At 56.7% G+C, this 17558-nt stretch carries 24 protein-coding genes; all 24 read left to right on the top strand.

Annotated elements, in window-relative coordinates; all coding sequences use genetic code 11:
• Nucleotides 1-58: 58 nt before the first annotated feature.
• A complete protein-coding gene (gene rpoC, locus FVV99_RS16785) occupies nt 59-4276 on the top strand; it encodes a DNA-directed RNA polymerase subunit beta' (protein WP_148255284.1) in 4218 nt (1405 codons plus the stop codon).
• Between the two features lie 149 nt (nt 4277-4425).
• Entirely contained in the window at nt 4426-4800 is a 375-nt protein-coding gene (gene rpsL / locus FVV99_RS16780) for a 30S ribosomal protein S12 (RefSeq protein WP_148255283.1), read from the top strand.
• Between the two features lie 131 nt (nt 4801-4931).
• Nucleotides 4932-5402, top strand: coding sequence for a 30S ribosomal protein S7 (gene rpsG / locus FVV99_RS16775; protein WP_148255282.1), 471 nt, complete (start codon nt 4932-4934; stop codon nt 5400-5402).
• 82 nt (nt 5403-5484) lie between these two features.
• Nucleotides 5485-7605, top strand: coding sequence for an elongation factor G (fusA, locus tag FVV99_RS16770; protein ID WP_148255281.1), 2121 nt, complete (start codon nt 5485-5487; stop codon nt 7603-7605).
• Nucleotides 7606-7635: 30 nt separating this feature from the next.
• On the top strand, nt 7636-8829 hold the full coding sequence (gene tuf / locus FVV99_RS16765; protein WP_148255280.1) for an elongation factor Tu: 1194 nt from the start codon (nt 7636-7638) through the stop codon (nt 8827-8829).
• 159 nt (nt 8830-8988) lie between these two features.
• Nucleotides 8989-9300 carry a 30S ribosomal protein S10 gene (rpsJ, locus tag FVV99_RS16760; RefSeq protein ID WP_092572362.1) on the top strand — a complete coding sequence of 104 codons (312 nt, stop codon included), beginning with the start codon at nt 8989-8991 and terminating at the stop codon, nt 9298-9300.
• Nucleotides 9301-9444: 144 nt separating this feature from the next.
• A complete protein-coding gene (gene rplC, locus FVV99_RS16755; RefSeq protein WP_148255279.1) occupies nt 9445-10083 on the top strand; it encodes a 50S ribosomal protein L3 in 639 nt (212 codons plus the stop codon).
• A 14-nt stretch (nt 10084-10097) separates the two neighbouring features.
• Nucleotides 10098-10706 (top strand): 50S ribosomal protein L4, encoded by a 609-nt coding sequence (gene rplD / locus FVV99_RS16750; protein ID WP_148255278.1) that lies wholly within the window; start codon nt 10098-10100, stop codon nt 10704-10706.
• A complete protein-coding gene (rplW, locus tag FVV99_RS16745) occupies nt 10703-10999 on the top strand; it encodes a 50S ribosomal protein L23 (RefSeq protein ID WP_148255277.1) in 297 nt (98 codons plus the stop codon). Before rplD ends, rplW begins: the two co-directional genes overlap by 4 nt.
• 16 nt (nt 11000-11015) lie before the next feature.
• The gene (gene rplB, locus FVV99_RS16740; RefSeq protein ID WP_148255276.1) at nt 11016-11843 is read left to right on the top strand and encodes a 50S ribosomal protein L2; all 828 of its coding nucleotides are present in this window, start codon (nt 11016-11018) and stop codon (nt 11841-11843) included.
• Nucleotides 11844-11865: 22 nt separating this feature from the next.
• Nucleotides 11866-12141 (top strand): 30S ribosomal protein S19, encoded by a 276-nt coding sequence (gene rpsS, locus FVV99_RS16735; protein ID WP_009098993.1) that lies wholly within the window; start codon nt 11866-11868, stop codon nt 12139-12141.
• A gap of 17 nt (nt 12142-12158) precedes the next feature.
• Nucleotides 12159-12491: a 50S ribosomal protein L22 gene (gene rplV / locus FVV99_RS16730; protein WP_148255275.1), complete on the top strand. Its 333-nt coding sequence runs from the start codon at nt 12159-12161 to the stop codon at nt 12489-12491.
• 11 nt (nt 12492-12502) lie between these two features.
• Complete coding sequence (gene rpsC, locus FVV99_RS16725) at nt 12503-13201, top strand: 30S ribosomal protein S3 (RefSeq protein WP_148255274.1); 699 nt, start codon at nt 12503-12505, stop codon at nt 13199-13201.
• Between the two features lie 15 nt (nt 13202-13216).
• The gene (gene rplP / locus FVV99_RS16720; RefSeq protein WP_148255273.1) at nt 13217-13630 is read left to right on the top strand and encodes a 50S ribosomal protein L16; all 414 of its coding nucleotides are present in this window, start codon (nt 13217-13219) and stop codon (nt 13628-13630) included.
• Nucleotides 13630-13821, top strand: coding sequence for a 50S ribosomal protein L29 (rpmC, locus tag FVV99_RS16715; RefSeq protein ID WP_148255272.1), 192 nt, complete (start codon nt 13630-13632; stop codon nt 13819-13821). Before rplP ends, rpmC begins: the two co-directional genes overlap by 1 nt.
• Nucleotide 13822: 1 nt before the next feature.
• The gene (gene rpsQ, locus FVV99_RS16710; RefSeq protein ID WP_148255271.1) at nt 13823-14083 is read left to right on the top strand and encodes a 30S ribosomal protein S17; all 261 of its coding nucleotides are present in this window, start codon (nt 13823-13825) and stop codon (nt 14081-14083) included.
• Nucleotides 14084-14135: 52 nt separating this feature from the next.
• Complete coding sequence (gene rplN, locus FVV99_RS16705; protein ID WP_148255270.1) at nt 14136-14507, top strand: 50S ribosomal protein L14; 372 nt, start codon at nt 14136-14138, stop codon at nt 14505-14507.
• Nucleotides 14508-14521: 14 nt separating this feature from the next.
• Nucleotides 14522-14839, top strand: coding sequence for a 50S ribosomal protein L24 (gene rplX, locus FVV99_RS16700; RefSeq protein WP_148255269.1), 318 nt, complete (start codon nt 14522-14524; stop codon nt 14837-14839).
• An 18-nt stretch (nt 14840-14857) separates the two neighbouring features.
• Entirely contained in the window at nt 14858-15397 is a 540-nt protein-coding gene (gene rplE / locus FVV99_RS16695) for a 50S ribosomal protein L5 (protein ID WP_148255268.1), read from the top strand.
• 9 nt (nt 15398-15406) lie between these two features.
• Nucleotides 15407-15712: a 30S ribosomal protein S14 gene (gene rpsN, locus FVV99_RS16690; RefSeq protein WP_148255267.1), complete on the top strand. Its 306-nt coding sequence runs from the start codon at nt 15407-15409 to the stop codon at nt 15710-15712.
• Nucleotides 15713-15744: 32 nt separating this feature from the next.
• Complete coding sequence (rpsH, locus tag FVV99_RS16685) at nt 15745-16137, top strand: 30S ribosomal protein S8 (protein ID WP_148255266.1); 393 nt, start codon at nt 15745-15747, stop codon at nt 16135-16137.
• A 9-nt stretch (nt 16138-16146) separates the two neighbouring features.
• Complete coding sequence (rplF, locus tag FVV99_RS16680) at nt 16147-16677, top strand: 50S ribosomal protein L6 (RefSeq protein WP_148255265.1); 531 nt, start codon at nt 16147-16149, stop codon at nt 16675-16677.
• Nucleotides 16678-16686: 9 nt separating this feature from the next.
• Nucleotides 16687-17040, top strand: a complete 354-nt coding sequence (rplR, locus tag FVV99_RS16675; RefSeq protein ID WP_148255264.1) for a 50S ribosomal protein L18 — start codon at nt 16687-16689, stop codon at nt 17038-17040.
• An 11-nt stretch (nt 17041-17051) separates the two neighbouring features.
• Nucleotides 17052-17552 (top strand): 30S ribosomal protein S5, encoded by a 501-nt coding sequence (rpsE, locus tag FVV99_RS16670; RefSeq protein ID WP_148255263.1) that lies wholly within the window; start codon nt 17052-17054, stop codon nt 17550-17552.
• Nucleotides 17553-17558 lie beyond the last annotated feature (6 nt).

The raw sequence follows: 17558 nt of genomic DNA, 5'->3' as shown, positions 1-17558 counted from the left end.
GGTCCGCGGGGGCGCATGATAACCCCCGCCTATGATAACTCCGCAACGGAGCCGACCCATGAAAGATTTGGTGAAAGTCCTCAAATCGCAGGCACAGTCCGACGAGTTCGATGCGATCAAGATTACACTCGCATCGCCGGATCTGATCCGCTCTTGGTCATACGGTGAGGTGAAAAAGCCCGAGACCATCAACTACCGTACGTTCAAACCGGAGCGTGATGGCCTGTTCTGTGCCAAGATTTTCGGCCCGGTCAAAGACTACGAATGCTTGTGTGGCAAGTACAAGCGTATGAAGCATCGCGGTATCATCTGCGAGAAGTGCGGTGTCGAGGTGACTAAAGCGGCGGTACGGCGCGAACGTATGGGCCATATCGAACTGGCTTCGCCGGTGGCGCATATCTGGTTCCTCAAATCCTTGCCGTCACGCATCGGTCTTTTCCTTGACATGACGCTGCGCGATATCGAGCGGGTGCTTTATTTCGAAAGCTTCATGGTTATCGACCCAGGGATGACGACCCTTGAGCGTGGCCAACTGCTCAATGACGAGCAGTACTTCGAAGCACTTGAAGAGTTCGGTGACGATTTCGATGCTCGGATGGGCGCTGAGGCCGTTCAGGCGCTTCTCAACGACATCGACCTCGAGGAAGAAATCAATCAGCTGCGTGAGGATATTCCGCAGACGAACTCTGATACCAAGATCAAGAAGCTGTCCAAGCGTCTCAAGTTGCTTGAAGCTTTCCATGGTTCAGGCAATGATCCCGCCTGGATGGTCATGGAAGTTCTGCCCGTGTTGCCACCGGACCTACGTCCGCTAGTGCCGCTGGATGGTGGCCGTTTTGCCACCTCGGATCTCAATGACCTGTATCGCCGGGTGATCAACCGTAACAATCGTCTCAAGCGACTGCTCGATCTCAATGCGCCGGATATTATCGTGCGTAACGAGAAGCGCATGTTGCAGGAGTCGGTCGATGCTCTACTCGATAATGGCCGTCGTGGCCGAGCGATTACCGGCTCGAACAAGCGTCCGCTGAAGTCGCTGGCCGACATGATCAAGGGCAAACAAGGGCGGTTCCGTCAGAACCTGCTCGGCAAGCGTGTCGACTACTCCGGTCGTTCGGTGATCACGGTGGGCCCGACCTTGCGTCTGCATCAGTGCGGTCTACCCAAGAAGATGGCTTTGGAGCTGTTCAAGCCGTTCATCTACTCCAAGCTGCAAGCCATTGGTGAGGCGACGACCATCAAGGCCGCCAAGAAGATGGTCGAACGTGAGCTGCCCGAGGTCTGGGATATACTCGCCGACGTCATTCGCGAGCATCCCGTCATGCTGAACCGGGCACCAACGCTACACCGTCTGGGCATCCAGGCATTCGAGCCGTTGCTGATCGAAGGTAAGGCAATTCAGTTGCATCCGCTGGTGTGTGCGGCCTACAACGCCGACTTCGATGGTGACCAGATGGCGGTTCACGTACCGCTAACGCTGGAGGCACAGCTCGAATCGCGGGCGCTAATGATGGCGACGAATAACGTACTGTCGCCGGCGAATGGCGAGCCGATCATCGTGCCTTCGCAGGATGTGGTGCTGGGGCTGTACTACATGACGCGCGAGAAAATCAATGCCAAGGGCGAAGGCATGGTGTTCTCCAACCTCAAGGAGGTGGAGCGTGCCTTCGGCACTCAGAGCGTTTCGTTGCATGCGCGCGTCAAGGTCCGTCTGACGGAACACCTCCCGGAAGAGAAGGATGGTGAGCTGGTCAAGAAAACTTCACTGTTCGATACCACGGTCGGTCGTATCCTGTTGTTCGGCATCCTGCCCAAGGGTGTGCCGTTCGAACTGGTCGATCAGCCGATGAAGAAAAAGGCGATTTCGGGGCTGATCAATGAGGTTTACCGTCGCACGGGCCTCAAGGATACTGTGATCTTCGCTGACCAGTTGATGTATACCGGTTTCCGTCTGGCTACATGGTCAGGCGCCTCGATCGGCGTCAACGACTTCATTATCCCTGAATCGAAGAAGGGGATCGTCGATGCGGCCGAAGATGAAGTGAAAGAGATCGAGGATCAGTTCTCCTCAGGTCTCGTGACCGGCGGCGAGAAGTACAATAAGGTCATCGATATCTGGGCTCGCGCCAATGACCAGGTTGCCAAGGAAATGATGGCAGGTATCTCGAAGGAGAACGTCATCAATCGCGAAGGCAATGAAGTCGAGCAGGAGTCGTTCAATAGCGTCTATATCATGGCCGACTCCGGGGCGCGTGGTAGCCCGGCACAGATTCGCCAATTGGCTGGTATGCGAGGATTGATGGCCAAGCCTGACGGCTCGATCATCGAAACCCCGATCACTGCCAACTTCCGCGAGGGCTTGAATGTCCTGCAGTACTTCATCTCGACTCACGGGGCGCGGAAAGGCTTGGCGGACACAGCGCTCAAGACGGCCAACTCGGGCTATCTCACCCGCCGCCTGGTCGACGTATCACAGGATCTGGTCGTAACCGAGAGTGATTGCGGGACTGACGAAGGTCTGACCTTGCATCCCGTCATAGAAGGTGGCGATATCATCGTCTCCTTGGCAGAGCGGGTCCTGGGCCGGGTCGTCGCTCAGGACGTCATCGATGCCGGAACAGACGATGTATTGATTCCGCGCGGCACACTGCTGGATGAAGCGTGGTGTGAGCAACTCGACACCATGGGTGTCGATGAGATCGTAGTGCGGAGCACCATTACGTGCGACACACCGCATGGTGTTTGTTCAGCATGCTATGGCCGCGACCTCGCTCGTGGCCACCAAGTCAATGTCGGTGAGTCGGTCGGGGTGATTGCAGCCCAGTCGATCGGCGAGCCTGGTACGCAGTTGACCATGCGGACCTTCCACATTGGCGGTGCTGCGTCGCGCGCCTCCGCAGTGGACAGCGTCCAGGTCAAACATGGTGGCAACGTACGGCTACATAATATCAAGTATGTCGAACGTGCCGATGGCAAACTCGTGGTCGTATCGCGTTCGAGCGCCCTGGCGGTGGCTGACGAGCATGGTCGTGAGCGTGAATATTACAAGCTCCCGTATGGTGCCGAGCTCGATGTGCGTGATGGGGATGCCGTCGAGGCTGGACAGGCCGTGGCTAAGTGGGATCCTCACACTCACCCGGTTATTGCCGAGGTCGAAGGTCAGGTTCGCTATATCGACATGGATGAAGGCATCACCATTCATCGCAGTGTGGATGAAATGACCGGCCTGTCTTCCATCGAAGTGATCGAATCGGCTTCACGCCCTGCGGCAGGCCGCGATAAGCGACCGATGATCATGCTGACGGATGAGTCCGGCCAGAACGTGACCGTGTCGGGGACCGATACGCCCGTTCAGTATCTGCTGCCCGGCCGGTCGATCGTTTCGGTGGATAATGGCGCCACCATCCGGATGGGTGAGGTCGTGGCGAGGATCCCCGTCGAGGCATCCGGCAACAAGGACATCACCGGTGGTCTGCCACGTGTCGCAGATCTGTTCGAGGCGCGCAAACCGAAAGAGCCGGCCATTCTCGCTGAGGTGGGTGGCATGATCAGCTTCGGTAAGGAGACCAAGGGCAAACGCCGTTTGACCATCACGCCTGAAGATGGTGACCCCGTCGAAATGCTGATTCCCAAATGGCGTCAGGTTGCCGTTTTCGAGGGGGAAACTGTTGAGCGCGGCGAAGTGATTTCCGATGGCCCGAGCAATCCGCACGATATCTTGCGCCTGCTGGGTGTGGCCGAACTGGCCAAGTACGTCGTTGCCGAGGTTCAGGACGTTTACCGCCTGCAGGGCGTAGGTATCAACGACAAGCACATCGAAGTCATCGTGCGTCAGATGCTGCGTAAGGTCGAGGTGACCGATTCCGGCGATTCCAGCTTCATCACGGGGGATCAAGTCGAACTCGTCAAGGTGCTTGAAGAGAACGAGCTCCTGGCTCAGGCGGACAAGTTCCCGGCCAAGTACGAACGGCTGTTGTTGGGTATCACCAAAGCGAGCCTGGCGACCGAGTCGTTCATTTCGGCTGCGTCGTTCCAAGAGACTACGCGAGTACTGACCGAGGCTGCCGTTACCGGTAAGCGTGATCACTTGCGCGGCTTGAAGGAGAACGTCGTGGTTGGTCGACTCATCCCGGCAGGTACCGGGCTGACGCATCATGCTGAACGCAAGCGCAAGCGTGAAGATGCGGAACGCTCTCTCCATCCATCGGCCTACGATGTCGAACAAGAGCTGGGCGCTCAACTGACGGCACTCGATGCCGACGATGATGAAACGTGATGACCTTATCCAAGGCTGCCCCTTTTGATATGGGGCAGCCTTGACTATTGATGACATGAAACAGTAGAATGCGCCACCTTTGATAGTGGGGTGGGTGCGCCTGTCCCCACTATTGCAGTTAAGGCAACCATTGGAGTCAGCTACATAATATGGCAACGATTAATCAGCTCGTGCGTAAGCCGCGCAAGCGCCGTGTCGCCAAGAGCGACGTGCCGGCGTTGCAGGCTTGCCCACAAAAGCGTGGTGTCTGCACTCGCGTTTACACCACTACCCCGAAAAAGCCGAACTCGGCATTGCGTAAGGTCTGCCGTGTTCGTTTGACCAACGGCTATGAGGTCGCTTCCTATATTGGTGGTGAAGGCCACAATCTGCAGGAGCACTCCGTCGTCTTGATTCGCGGTGGTCGTGTGAAGGACTTGCCGGGTGTGCGCTATCATACTGTGCGTGGGTCCCTCGATACGTCTGGCGTGCAGAACCGTAAGAAGGGCCGTTCCAAGTACGGTACCAAGCGTCCCAAGGCATAATGCCGCGAGACGTAATTAGCATTCACAATTTCCATGGTCGGATATGAGTAAGGTCGAGCGGCGTCACCATGCAATGGTATGGGGCGTGAGTCTCGAGTTTACCTGAAAGACCCTTTATCAGAGGGCTTATCATGCCTAGAAGAAGAGTTGCTGCGAAGCGCGAGATTCTCCCGGATCCGAAATTCGGAAGCGAGCGCCTGGCAAAATTCATGAACCACCTGATGATCAGCGGCAAGAAATCTGTAGCTGAGCGTATCGTTTATGGTGCGCTGGACCGGGTTGCCGAACGCAGCAAGGACGAGCCGCTGGAAATTTTCGACAAAGCGCTGGAAGCCATTCAGCCGATGGTCGAGGTCAAGTCGCGTCGTGTCGGCGGTGCGACCTATCAGGTGCCCGTGGAAGTGCGGCCCTCGCGTCGTCAGGCACTGGCTATGCGTTGGATGGTTGATGCCGCGCGCAATCGTGGCGAGAAAACCATGGTTCAGCGGCTGGCTGGCGAAATGCTCGACGCTGCAGAGGGCAAAGGGGCAGCAGTCAAGAAGCGTGAAGATGTGCATCGTATGGCGGAAGCCAATAAGGCTTTCTCCCATTACCGTTTTTGATTGCGGCTCTGCCAAGCCAGGCTTCCATAAACAGAAGTGACGTCCCGTCGGGACGTCCTTCCAGCTAACGGGGATAATCATCGTGCCACGCAAGACTCCGCTCAAGCGTTACCGCAATATCGGTATCGTGGCTCATGTTGACGCCGGTAAGACAACGACGACCGAGCGCATCCTGTTCTATACCGGCCTGTCGCACAAGGTAGGCGAAGTGCATGACGGGGCCGCCGTCATGGACTGGATGGAGCAGGAGCAAGAACGCGGTATCACTATTACTTCTGCGGCAACCACCTGCTTCTGGCAGGGGATGAACAAGCAATTCGATGAGCATCGCATCAACATCATCGACACGCCCGGCCACGTTGACTTCACGATCGAGGTTGAACGTTCTTTGCGTGTTCTGGATGGTGCTGTCGTCGTGCTTTGCGGTAGCTCGGGCGTTCAGCCGCAGACCGAGACCGTTTGGCGTCAGGCCAACAAGTACGAAGTGCCGCGCATGGTGTTCGTCAACAAGATGGACCGTGCTGGTGCCGACTACTTCATGGTGCTGGATCAGCTGAAGAAGAAGTTGAACGCCAATGCCGTACCTATCCAGCTCAACTGGGGTGCAGAAGATGGGTTCAAAGGCGTTATCGACCTGATTCAAATGAAGGCCATCGCCTGGAGTGAAAACGACCTGGGTATGAATTACGACCTGGTCGATATTCCTGATGACCTCCGCGAAACCGCCGAGACCTATCGAGAGCAAATGGTCGAGTCGGCTGCCGAAGCCTCTGAAGAGTTGATGGAAAAGTATCTCGAAGAGGGGGATTTGAGCAGCGAGGAGATCAAGGCAGGGCTGCGTCGCCGTACGCTGGACAACGAGATTGTCCTGGTCACTTGTGGCAGTGCCTTCAAGAACAAGGGCGTGCAGGCTGTACTGGACTGCGTCATCGAGTACATGCCCTCTCCCACCGAGGTCAAGGCCATCGAAGGGGAACTGGACGACAAGGACGGTACCATCGCGACTCGTGAGGCCGATGATAAAGCACCGTTTTCCGCACTCGCGTTCAAGATCGCTACCGACCCGTTTGTTGGCACTCTAACCTTTATTCGGGTGTATTCCGGGGTGCTGAAGTCCGGCGATAGCATCTACAATTCGGTCAAGCAGAAGAAAGAACGTGTTGGACGTATCGTGCAGATGCATTCCAATTCGCGCGAAGAGATCAAAGAAGTCTACGCGGGCGATATCGCCGCCTGTATCGGGCTCAAGGACGTCACTACGGGCGATACCCTTTGTGACCTGAACGACAAGATCATTCTCGAGCGCATGGAATTCCCGGATCCGGTGATCTCGGTTGCCGTGGAGCCGAAATCCAAGCCCGACCAGGAGAAGATGGGGACCGCGTTGGGCAAGCTAGCCCAAGAAGACCCCTCCTTCCGCGTCAAGACCGACGAGGAAACCGGTCAGACGATTATTTCTGGCATGGGCGAGCTTCACCTCGACATCATCGTCGATCGTCTGCGCCGTGAATTCAAAGTCGACGCCAATATCGGTAAGCCGCAGGTGGCCTACCGCGAAACGATTCGCGCCAGCGTCGAGCAGGAAGGCAAGTTTGTCCGCCAGTCCGGTGGTCGTGGGCAGTATGGCCATGTCATGTTGCGCATCGAGCCGCTGACCGAGGAAGACAAAGGCGAAGATGAAGAGATGCACTTCAAATTCGCTTCGGAAATCGTCGGCGGCGTGGTTCCCAAGGAATACGTACCGGCCGTCGAGAAAGGGGCCTATGAGCAGCTGCAAAATGGCGTGATCGCGGGTTATCCGATGATCGATGTCAAGGTTACGCTGTATGATGGCTCCTATCATGACGTGGACTCCAACGAGACCGCGTTCAAGGTCGCTTCTTCCATGGCGATCAAAGAAGGGGCCCGGAAGGCCAAGGCCGTGCTGCTGGAGCCGATGATGAAGGTCGAAGTCGTGACACCCGAAGAATTCATGGGTGACGTCATGGGCGACCTGAACCGTCGTCGCGGTCTGGTGCAGGGCATGGATGACTCTCCTACGGGGAAAGTCATCCGCGCAGTGGTGCCGCTGGGCGAGATGTTCGGTTATGCGACCGATCTGCGCTCTCAGACCCAGGGCCGCGCAAGCTACACCATGGAGTTTGCGAAGTACGACGAGGCGCCCTCCAGCGTCGTTGAAGCCGTCATCAATCAGAACGGTTAACCGTTAGCTAACGTAAAGAGGTTAATAGCAGTGGCTAAGGAAAAATTCGAACGTTCCAAAGCGCATATCAACGTCGGCACCATCGGTCACGTCGACCACGGCAAGACCACGCTGACTGCGGCCTTGACTCGCGTCTCCGCCGAGGTCTTTGGTGGTGACTGGCGCGAATTTGACACTATCGATAACGCCCCGGAAGAGCGTGAGCGCGGTATTACCATCGCCACTGCTCACGTCGAGTACCAGTCAGAGCAACGTCACTATGCGCACGTTGACTGCCCGGGGCACGCTGACTACGTCAAGAACATGATCACCGGTGCCGCCCAGATGGACGGTGCTATCCTGGTCTGTTCCGCTGCCGACGGCCCCATGCCGCAGACTCGCGAGCACATCCTGCTGTCTCGCCAGGTAGGCGTTCCGAACATCGTCGTGTTCCTCAACAAGGCCGATATGGTCGACGATGAAGAGCTGCTTGAGCTGGTCGAGATGGAAGTCCGTGAACTCCTGAACGAGTACGACTTCCCGGGAGACGATACGCCGATCATCACCGGTTCCGCGTTGATGGCGCTGGAAGGCAAGGATGATAATGGCATGGGAACCACCGCGGTTGCCAACCTGATCAAGGCGCTGGACGAGTATATCCCCGAGCCTGATCGTGCCATTGATCAGCCTTTCCTGATGCCGATCGAGGACGTCTTCTCCATCTCTGGCCGTGGCACCGTTGTTACGGGCCGTGTCGAGCGCGGTATCGTCAAGTCGGGTGAAGAAGTCGAAATCGTCGGTCTCAAGGATACGACCAAGACGACCGTTACCGGTGTCGAAATGTTCCGCAAGATGCTCGACGAAGGTCGTGCAGGTGAGAACATCGGTGCACTGCTGCGCGGCACCAAGCGTGATGAGGTCGAGCGCGGTCAGGTGCTGGCCAAGCCGGGTACCATTACGCCTCATACTATCTTCGAAGCGGAAGTCTATGTGCTGTCCAAGGAAGAAGGTGGTCGTCATACGCCGTTCTTCAAGGGCTATCGTCCGCAGTTCTACTTCCGGACTACCGACGTTACTGGCACTTGTGAGCTGCCGGAAGGTGTCGAAATGGTCATGCCGGGCGATAACGTCAAGATGACCGTGACCTTGATTGCGCCCATCGCGATGGAAGATGGTCTGCGTTTCGCAGTCCGTGAAGGTGGTCGTACCGTCGGCGCTGGCGTCGTCGCCAAGATCATCAAGTGATGGTCAAGAGTCGATGATACGAAAGGGGCTCCCGATGGAGCCCCTTTGTTTTGCGTGCAGCAGGGTTTGACTTGGCTGCTCAGTATGCCTATAATGCGCATCCTTTGAATGCGTGGGTAGACGGCTCGCGCCGTCGAAATCCATTGGAGTTTAGGGCAAATGCAGAACCAGAAGATTCGCATTCGGTTGAAGGCTTTCGACCATCGCCTGATCGACCAGTCCGCGGTGGAGATTGTCGAAACCGCCAAACGGACCGGAGCCCAGGTGCGTGGCCCGATTCCGCTACCGACTAATCGTGAGCGGTATACCATTCTGATTTCTCCGCATGTCAACAAGGACGCGCGAGATCAGTATGAGATTCGCACTCATAAGCGTGTGCTCGATATCGTCGAGCCGACTGAGAAAACCGTTGACGCCCTGATGAAGCTCGACCTCGCTGCTGGCGTGGACGTGCAGATCAAGCTCGACTAATACCACACTAGACACTTGCGGTATGCACGAGGGTTAAGCCTCGCGACCGCCGCGCCGTGATGGCGCCACACAATGTGCTAGTGGAATGCTCTGGAAAGGGCAGCCATAGCGGGTGATAGCCCCGTACACTAAAGGAGACTGAACATGACTATCGGTTTAGTCGGTAAGAAGGCCGGAATGACCCGTGTCTTTACCGAAGATGGCGCTTCCGTGCCCGTAACCGTTATCGAGGTTGAGCCCAATCGCGTAACTTATGTCAAAACCGTTGAAAGCGACGGTTATAGCGCGGTTCAGGTGACAACCGGTTCTCGCAAAGCCAAGCATCTGTCCAAGGCGCAAGCCGGGCATTTTGCCAAAGCAGGTGTCGAGGCTGGCCGTTCATTGATGGAGTTTCGTCTCGAAGACGGCGAAGATGCTCCGGACGTGGGCGGTGAACTCACCGTTTCTCTCTTCGAAGCTGGTCAGGTCATCGATGTGACCGGTACTTCCAAAGGCAAGGGGTTCCAGGGCGCTGTCAAGCGTTGGAATTTCCGCACGCAAGACAATAGCCACGGCAACTCATTGGCTCATCGTGCCCCTGGTTCGATCGGTATGTGTCAAACGCCGGGTCGGGTGTTCAAGGGTAAAAAGATGGCCGGGCAGTTGGGCAACACCCGCTGCACTGTGCAGAATCTTGAGATCGTGCGTGTCGATGCCGAACGTAACCTGCTGCTGATCAAGGGCGCCGTACCGGGAGCTACCGGTGGTGACGTCGTCGTGCGCAGTGCCGTCAAAGCTCGTTGAGGGAGTCAGGACCGATGAATCTGAATCTTGCAGGTGCAAGCGCCGGCACGGTTGAAGTGTCTGACGCAACCTTTGGCAAAGCATTCAACGAGGCGTTGGTGCATCAGGTCGTCACTGCCTATTTGGCTGGTGGTCGCCAGGGTACCCGCGCTCAGAAAAACCGTTCCGATGTGCGCGGCGGTGGCAAGAAACCGTGGCGCCAGAAGGGGACTGGCCGTGCCCGCGCGGGTACCATCCGGTCGCCACTGTGGCGTAGTGGTGGTGTCACGTTCGCGGCTCGTCCCCAGGACTATGCGCAAAAAGTCAATCGGAAGATGTACCGCGCAGCCGTGAGCTCGATCCTGTCTGAGCTGGTACGCCAAGAGCGCCTCGTCGCGGTCGACGAATTTGTCGTCGATACGCCCAAGACCAAGCAGTTGGTGGCCAAGCTGAAGGAGCTCGATCTGGAGAAGGTGCTGATCGTCACCGAAGAGGTGGACGAAAAGCTCTATCTGGCGGCACGCAATATCCCCAATGTGGATGTGGTCGACGTTGCTGCTGCCGATCCGGTGAGCCTCGTTGCTTTCGACAAGGTGTTGGTGACCGTTTCCGCCCTGCGTCAATTCGAGGAGAAGCTGGCATGAACCAGGAACGCGTATTCAAGGTTCTGCTTGGTCCGCACGTGACTGAGAAAGCTGCCTTCGCTGCCGAGAACAACCAGTACGTGTTCAAGGTGGCAAGCGATGCGACCAAGCCGGAAATCAAAAAAGCGGTTGAGATACTGTTCGAGAAAAGAGTCGATCGTGTCCAGGTCTTGAACGTCAAAGGCAAGACCAAGCGGACAGCAACGGGTATGGGGCTTCGCAAAGGGTATCGTAAGGCCTATGTGACCCTCGCTGCGGGCGAGACGCTCGAAGACTTCTCTGGCGTCGAATAAGGCAGGAGTACGGATAATGGCAATCGTCAAGACCAAACCCACATCCGCCGGACGTCGCCACGTCATCAAGACCGTCAGCGACAATCTTTACAAGGGGCGGGCATATGCCCCCTTGCTGGAGAAGCAGTCCAAGTCCGGTGGTCGAAACAACTATGGTCGTATCACTACCCGTCATACGGGGGGCGGCCATCGTCATCACTATCGTTTGATCGATTTCAAGCGCTCCAAGGATGGTATCCCGGCAACGGTGGAGCGAGTGGAATATGATCCGAACCGTAGCGCGCACATTGCGCTTCTCAAGTACGCCGATGGCGAGCGTCGCTACGTGATTGCACCCAAGGGTGTCAAGGCTGGCGACCAGCTTGAGTCTGGTGTCAATGCGGCGATCAAGCGTGGCAATGCGCTTCCTCTGCGTAACATTCCGTTGGGTTCGACTGTGCACTGTATCGAACTCAAGCCCGGGAAAGGTGCGCAGATGGTCCGTAGCGCGGGTACTAGTGCCCAGTTGGTTGCTCGTGAGGGTAACTATGCCACGTTGCGACTGCGTTCTGGAGAGATGCGCAAGGTATTGTCGGAATGCCGAGCAACGCTCGGTGAAGTGAGCAATTCCGAGCACAGCCTGCGTCAACTTGGCAAGGCCGGCGCGAAACGCTGGAAAGGGGTGCGCCCGACAGTTCGCGGTGTTGCCATGAACCCGGTGGACCATCCGCACGGTGGTGGTGAAGGTCGCACCAGTGGTGGTCGCCACCCGGTGTCGCCCTGGGGGATGCCCACTAAAGGGCACAAGACACGCAAGAACAAGCGCACCGACAAACTGATCGTTCGTCGCCGCAAGGCCAAGTAACACAAATTAAGGGGTAACGGCTGTGCCACGTTCACTGAAGAAAGGTCCTTTTATTGACCTTCATCTGTTGAAGAAGGTTGAGGCTGCTGTGGAGAAGAACGACCGCAAGCCGATCAAGACATGGTCGCGTCGTTCCATGATCCTGCCGAACATGGTCGGGCTCACCATTGCAGTCCATAACGGTCGCCAACACGTCCCGGTGCATGTCTCCGAGGAAATGGTTGGCCACAAGCTGGGCGAATTCGCTGCCACCCGCACGTATCGCGGTCATGCGGCGGACAAGAAAGCCAAACGGTAAGCCAGAGAGGATTAGAGATGGAAGTCACAGCAAAGCTGCGTGGCGCTCGTTTATCCGCACAGAAGGCCCGTTTGGTGGCTGACCAGGTGCGCGGTAAACCGGTCGCCGAAGCACTCGACCTGCTGACCTTCTCACCGAAGAAGGCTGCCAAGCTGGTTCGCAAGGTGCTGCAGTCCGCGATAGCGAATGCGGAAGAAAACAACGGCATGGATATTGACGAGCTGCGTGTCTCGACCGTCTGCGTCGATGAGGGCATGACGCTCAAGCGCATTCAGCCGCGCGCCAAGGGCCGTGCGGATCGTATCTTGAAGCGCACTTGCCACATCACCGTCAAGGTAGCCGAGAAGTAGGAGTCGACCAGATGGGTCAGAAAGTCAATCCAACAGGCATTCGGCTGGGCATCGTCAAGGACCATCGCTCGGTGTGGTACGCCGAAGGTGATTCCTATGCCGATAAGCTGAATAGTGACCTGGAAGTACGTCGTTTCATTGCGGAGCGTTTGAAGAACGCCTCGGTGAGCGATATTACAATCGAGCGTCCGGCCAATAATGCTCGCATCACCATTCACACGGCCCGTCCGGGTATCGTGATTGGTAAAAAGGGTGAAGATGTCGACAAGTTGCGTCGAGATGTCACCCAGATGATGGGTGTGCCGGTGCATGTCAACATCGAAGAAGTCCGCAAGCCGGAGCTGGATGCTCAGCTAGTGGCGCAGAACGTCTGTGGCCAGCTCGAGCGTCGCGTGATGTTCCGCCGTGCCATGAAGCGTGCTGTGCAGAATGCGATGCGTCTGGGCGCTGGGGGAATCAAGATCCAGCTGTCAGGGCGTCTCGGTGGTGCTGAGATCGCTCGTACCGAATGGTACCGCGAGGGCCGTGTACCGCTGCACACGCTGCGCGCGGACATTGATTACGCTACCTACGAAGCACACACCACTTACGGCGTCATCGGCGTCAAGGTGTGGATCTTCAAGGGTGAAATCCTCGGGGGCATCGAGGAGGTTCGTGCCAAGGCCAAGCAGCCGGCTAGTGCGCCCTCCAAGAAGAAAGGTTCCAGATAAGGGGAGAGCGAATCGATGTTACAACCCAAGCGTACGAAATTCCGCAAGGTGCAGAAAGGTCGTAATCGAGGCCTTGCCCATCGTGGAAGTAAAGTCAGCTTTGGTGAGTATGGTCTCAAGGCGACAGGGCGCGGACGTGTCACTGCACGTCAAATTGAAGCTGGTCGTCGTGCCATTACTCGCCATGTCAAGCGTGGTGGCAAGATCTGGATTCGGGTGTTTCCGGATAAGCCGGTCTCCAAGAAACCTCTGGAAGTCCGGATGGGTAAGGGGAAAGGCTCCGTTGAGTATTGGGTAGCACAGATCCAGCCCGGCCGTGTCATGTACGAGATCGAAGGCGTCTCTGAAGAGTTGGCTCGTGAAGCCTTCGCTCTGGCCGCTCAGAAATTCCCGGTCTCCACCACCTTTGTGAAACGGACGGTGATGTGATGAAAGCCCAGGAAATTCGAGAAAAATCAGTAGACGAACTGCGCGAGCAGCTCCTCGAACTTCTCCGCGAGCAGTTCAACCTGCGCATGCAGAAGGCCTCCGGCCAGCTGAGCCAGACTCATCTGCTCAAGCAGGTCCGTCGGGATATTGCCCGTGTGAAGACTGTGCTCAACGAGAAAGCAGGTGAATGAGATGGCCGAACAGACACAAGCTCGTATGCTTACTGGCAAGGTGGTGAGCGACAAGATGGACAAGTCCATCGTCGTGATGATCGAGCGCCGTGAGCGTCACCCGATCTACGGAAAATATGTGAAGCGCTCCACCAAGCTGCACGCCCATGATGAGGCGAACCAGGCTAAGGCTGGCGACACAGTATCGATTTCGGAGTGTCGCCCACTGTCAAAGACTAAAGCCTGGACGCTGGTCGAGGTGGTTGAGCAAGCGAAGGGCTGATTGGCTCGAGCCTCACAAACCAGTGCAGTCAGATTAGGTTTGGAGAAAACCGATGATTCAGACTCAGACAATGTTGGATGTCGCCGACAATAGCGGGGCGCGCCGGGTGCAGTGCATCAAGGTGCTGGGCGGTTCACACCGCCGCTATGCCCGCGTGGGTGACATCATCAAGATCACGGTGAAGGAAGCCATTCCCAGGGGCCGGGTCAAGAAAGGCCAGGTGCTCAAGGCGGTGGTGGTCCGCACCCGTAGTGGCGTTCGTCGTAATGACGGATCGCTGATTCGCTTCGATGGAAATGCGGCCGTTCTGTTGCACAATGCTAACGAACAGCCGGTCGGTACCCGTATTTTCGGGCCGGTCACTCGTGAACTTCGCACCGAGAAGTTCATGAAGATCATTTCCTTGGCGCCTGAAGTGCTGTAAGGAGCGAGGCGGATATGCAAAAGATCAAACGTGATGATGAAGTGGTCGTCATCGCCGGCAAAGACAAGGGCAAGCGTGGCACGATCAAGCGCGTCCTCAAAGACGAGCGATTCGTCGTGTCCGGTGTGAATATGATCAAACGTCACACCAAGCCCAACCCCATGGCGGGGAATCAGGGCGGTATCGTCGAGCGCGAGGCTCCGATTCACGCGTCCAACGTGGCCATCTTCAACCAGGAGACCGGTAAGGCGGATCGCGTCGGCTTCCAAGTGAAGGAAGACGGTACCAAGGTACGTATCTACAAGTCGACGCAGACGCAGATCGACGCCTAACGCGAGTCGGGTAGCAAAATGGCGAACTTGAAAGAACGTTATCAAAACGAGGTGGTGGCTCAGCTCAGAGAGCAGTTTAGCTACGCCAATGTAATGCAGGTGCCTAAGATCACCAAAGTCACCCTGAATATGGGGATTGGTGATGCGACCAGCGATAAGAAGCTGATCGAGAATGCCATGGGCGATCTGGAGAAACTGTCGGGTCAGAAACCGATGGTCACCAAGGCGCGGAAGTCCGTTGCAGGCTTCAAGATGCGTGAAGGTTGGCCGATCGGTATCAAAGTCACCTTGCGTCGCGAACGCATGTGGGATTTCCTTGACCGGCTAGTGAATATCGCGATCCCCCGTGTGCGTGACTTCCGTGGTCTCAACCCGAAGTCTTTCGACGGTCGTGGCAACTACTCCATGGGTGTGCGTGAACAGATCATCTTCCCAGAGATCGAATATGATAAAATCGATCAGGTTCGTGGGCTTGATGTCACTATCACCACCACCGCCAACACCGATGAAGAAGGTCGTGCACTCTTGGGTGCGCTGAACTTCCCGTTTAAGAGATAAGGTGGGATCATGGCAAAAAAGAGCATGGTAGGCCGTGAGCGCAAGCGCACCAAGCTGGTCGAGAAGTATGCGACCAAGCGCGCTGAACTCAAAGCCGTCATCTATGACGTGAATGCTTCCGATGAAGAGCGCTTCGATGCGCAGCTCAAGCTGCAGCAGTTGCCGCGGGACTCGAGCCCGGTGCGCCAGCGCAATCGTTGTCGCGTCACCGGTCGCCCGCACGGTTACTACAACAAGTTCGGGCTGGCCCGCAATAAGCTGCGTGAAGCCGCCATGCGTGGGGATGTTCCTGGACTTAAGAAGTCCAGTTGGTAACAACCACGTAGATTCATCAGGAGCGCAACGTCATGAGTATGCAAGATACGTTGGCGGATATGTTGACTCGTATCCGTAATGCGCAGATGGCCACTAAGGAAACGGTCAGCTTGCCGTCTTCCAAGCTCAAGGTTGAGCTGGCCCGCGTATTGAAAGAAGAGGGCTATGTCACTGATTACGCCGTCACCGATGGTACCAAGCCCGAGTTGACCGTGACCCTGAAGTACTTCGAGGGCAAGCCGGTCATCGAGCACATCCAGCGAGCTTCCAAGCCTTCCCTGCGCGAATACAAGGGGAAGGATGATATGCCGAAGGTCGCCGATGGCTTGGGAATTGCGATCATCTCCACCTCTCATGGTGTGATGACCGATCGAGCGGCGCGTCATGCTGGTGTCGGTGGTGAAGTCCTCTGCACCGTATTCTAGGAGTTTGGAATGTCCCGTATAGCCAAATATCCGGTTAAATTGCCCAGCGGTGTCGAGTACACGCTTGATGGTGACCAACTGACTGTCAAAGGCAGTCAGGGTACTCTCGGTATGTCCGTACATCCCGATGTTACCATCGGCCAGGAAGACAATCAGCTGACCTTCGAGCCGAGTGCCCGGGCCAAGGGCTGGGCAATGGCCGGTACAACGCGTGCGCTGGTGCAGAACTTGGTCACCGGCGTGAGTGAGGGGTTTACCAAATCCCTCGAAATCAATGGCGTCGGCTATCGTGCCCAGGCAAGTGGCAAGACGCTCAACCTGACACTGGGCTTCTCCCATCCGGTCGAGTATACGCTGCCCGAGGGTGTCACGGCGGAAACGCCGAAGAACACCACGATTGTACTCAAGAGTGCAGACAAGCAGATGCTCGGTCAGGTGGCTGCGGAAATTCGTGCCTTCCGTCCGCCTGAACCCTACAAGGGTAAAGGAATTCGGTATGGTGACGAGCAGATCCGTCGTAAAGAAGCCAAGAAGAAGTAAGGCAGGGTTATGAACGCGAAGAAAGAATCTCGTCTCCGTCGTGCCCGCCGCGCTCGCGCCAAGATTCGCGAGCTGGGCGTGTATCGCCTGTGCGTCAACCGTACGCCGCGCCATATGTATGCGCAGATTATCTCTCCCGACGGTGGCAATGTCCTGGCTAGTGCCTCGACACTCGAAAAGTCCCTCCGCGGAGAAGGCAGTACTGGCAATACGGATGCAGCCGCGAGAGTGGGTGCATTGATTGCCGAGCGTGCGAAAGAAGCAGGCATTTCTCAAGTAGCCTTCGACCGTGCTGGTTTTCAATATCACGGTCGGGTCAAGGCCCTGGCTGACGCCGCGCGTGAAGGCGGCCTGAAATTCTAAAGGGTTTTACGATGGCGAAGAACGAACAGAACAACGGCGACCTGCAAGAGAAGCTCGTGCAGGTCAACCGTGTCGCCAAGGTGGTCAAAGGGGGCCGTATCTTCGGCTTTACCGCCCTGACCGTCGTTGGCGATGGCAATGGTCGTGTTGGTTTTGGTCGTGGCAAAGCACGTGAGGTGCCGGTCGCGATTCAGAAGGCCATGGACCAAGCGCGCCGTAACATGGTCAAGGTGAACCTGAGCGGAAGTACGCTGCAGTACCCGATCAAGGCCCGTCACGGCGCTTCCAAGGTCTATATGCAGCCGGCTTCCGAAGGTACCGGGATCATTGCCGGTGGGGCGATGCGCTCTGTGCTCGAACTGGCCGGTGTGCATGATGTCCTGGCCAAGTGCTATGGCTCTACCAACCCGGTGAACGTAGTGCGAGCCACGGTTAATGGTCTTGCTTCGATGCGTGCTCCGGAGGATGTTGCGGCCAAACGTGGACTGTCTGTCGAAGCGATCACGGGGTAAGACATC

Origin of the sequence: Aidingimonas lacisalsi (genome assembly GCF_008079445.1) — a bacterium.
GTDB lineage: Bacteria > Pseudomonadota > Gammaproteobacteria > Pseudomonadales > Halomonadaceae > Aidingimonas > Aidingimonas lacisalsi.
This window is presented reverse-complemented; position numbering and strand designations above follow the sequence as displayed.

Coding starts and splice junctions, on each gene's coding strand:
- rpoC (WP_148255284.1), top strand. CDS start 59: ATGAAAGATTTGGTGAAAGTCCTCAAATCGCAGGCACAGTCCGACGAG.
- rpsL (WP_148255283.1), top strand. CDS start 4,426: ATGGCAACGATTAATCAGCTCGTGCGTAAGCCGCGCAAGCGCCGTGTC.
- rpsG (WP_148255282.1), top strand. CDS start 4,932: ATGCCTAGAAGAAGAGTTGCTGCGAAGCGCGAGATTCTCCCGGATCCG.
- rpsJ (WP_092572362.1), top strand. CDS start 8,989: ATGCAGAACCAGAAGATTCGCATTCGGTTGAAGGCTTTCGACCATCGC.
- rplC (WP_148255279.1), top strand. CDS start 9,445: ATGACTATCGGTTTAGTCGGTAAGAAGGCCGGAATGACCCGTGTCTTT.
- rplD (WP_148255278.1), top strand. CDS start 10,098: ATGAATCTGAATCTTGCAGGTGCAAGCGCCGGCACGGTTGAAGTGTCT.
- rplW (WP_148255277.1), top strand. CDS start 10,703: ATGAACCAGGAACGCGTATTCAAGGTTCTGCTTGGTCCGCACGTGACT.
- rplB (WP_148255276.1), top strand. CDS start 11,016: ATGGCAATCGTCAAGACCAAACCCACATCCGCCGGACGTCGCCACGTC.
- rplV (WP_148255275.1), top strand. CDS start 12,159: ATGGAAGTCACAGCAAAGCTGCGTGGCGCTCGTTTATCCGCACAGAAG.
- rpsC (WP_148255274.1), top strand. CDS start 12,503: ATGGGTCAGAAAGTCAATCCAACAGGCATTCGGCTGGGCATCGTCAAG.
- rplP (WP_148255273.1), top strand. CDS start 13,217: ATGTTACAACCCAAGCGTACGAAATTCCGCAAGGTGCAGAAAGGTCGT.
- rpmC (WP_148255272.1), top strand. CDS start 13,630: ATGAAAGCCCAGGAAATTCGAGAAAAATCAGTAGACGAACTGCGCGAG.
- rpsQ (WP_148255271.1), top strand. CDS start 13,823: ATGGCCGAACAGACACAAGCTCGTATGCTTACTGGCAAGGTGGTGAGC.
- rplN (WP_148255270.1), top strand. CDS start 14,136: ATGATTCAGACTCAGACAATGTTGGATGTCGCCGACAATAGCGGGGCG.
- rplX (WP_148255269.1), top strand. CDS start 14,522: ATGCAAAAGATCAAACGTGATGATGAAGTGGTCGTCATCGCCGGCAAA.
- rplE (WP_148255268.1), top strand. CDS start 14,858: ATGGCGAACTTGAAAGAACGTTATCAAAACGAGGTGGTGGCTCAGCTC.
- rpsN (WP_148255267.1), top strand. CDS start 15,407: ATGGCAAAAAAGAGCATGGTAGGCCGTGAGCGCAAGCGCACCAAGCTG.
- rpsH (WP_148255266.1), top strand. CDS start 15,745: ATGAGTATGCAAGATACGTTGGCGGATATGTTGACTCGTATCCGTAAT.
- rplF (WP_148255265.1), top strand. CDS start 16,147: ATGTCCCGTATAGCCAAATATCCGGTTAAATTGCCCAGCGGTGTCGAG.
- rplR (WP_148255264.1), top strand. CDS start 16,687: ATGAACGCGAAGAAAGAATCTCGTCTCCGTCGTGCCCGCCGCGCTCGC.
- rpsE (WP_148255263.1), top strand. CDS start 17,052: ATGGCGAAGAACGAACAGAACAACGGCGACCTGCAAGAGAAGCTCGTG.